Raw genomic sequence first — 206 nt, 5'->3', positions numbered from 1 at the left:
GCCTGGCGACGTCCTACTCTCACAGGGGGAGATCCCCCAACTACCATCGGCGCTGAAGAGCTTAACTTCCGTGTTCGGCATGGGAACGGGTGTGACCTCTTCGCCATTGTCACCAGACTATTACTTGTCTCTTTTTAAAGGACAAGTACTATTATATCGCGTAGATATAATTTTTCAAGGCTTTTTTTATATTTTCGTATAAAATT

1 rRNA gene is annotated in these 206 nt (G+C 43.7%); it reads right to left on the bottom strand.

The annotated features are described in order from the left end of the window. Nucleotides 1–117: ribosomal RNA gene (gene rrf / locus AC6CIB_RS23660) — 5S ribosomal RNA — on the bottom strand. Nucleotides 118–206 lie beyond the last annotated feature (89 nt).

This window comes from Rossellomorea sp. GQ25, assembly GCF_059758515.1.
Note: the sequence above shows the minus strand (reverse complement) of the source record. Positions and strands in the feature narration are given on the sequence as shown.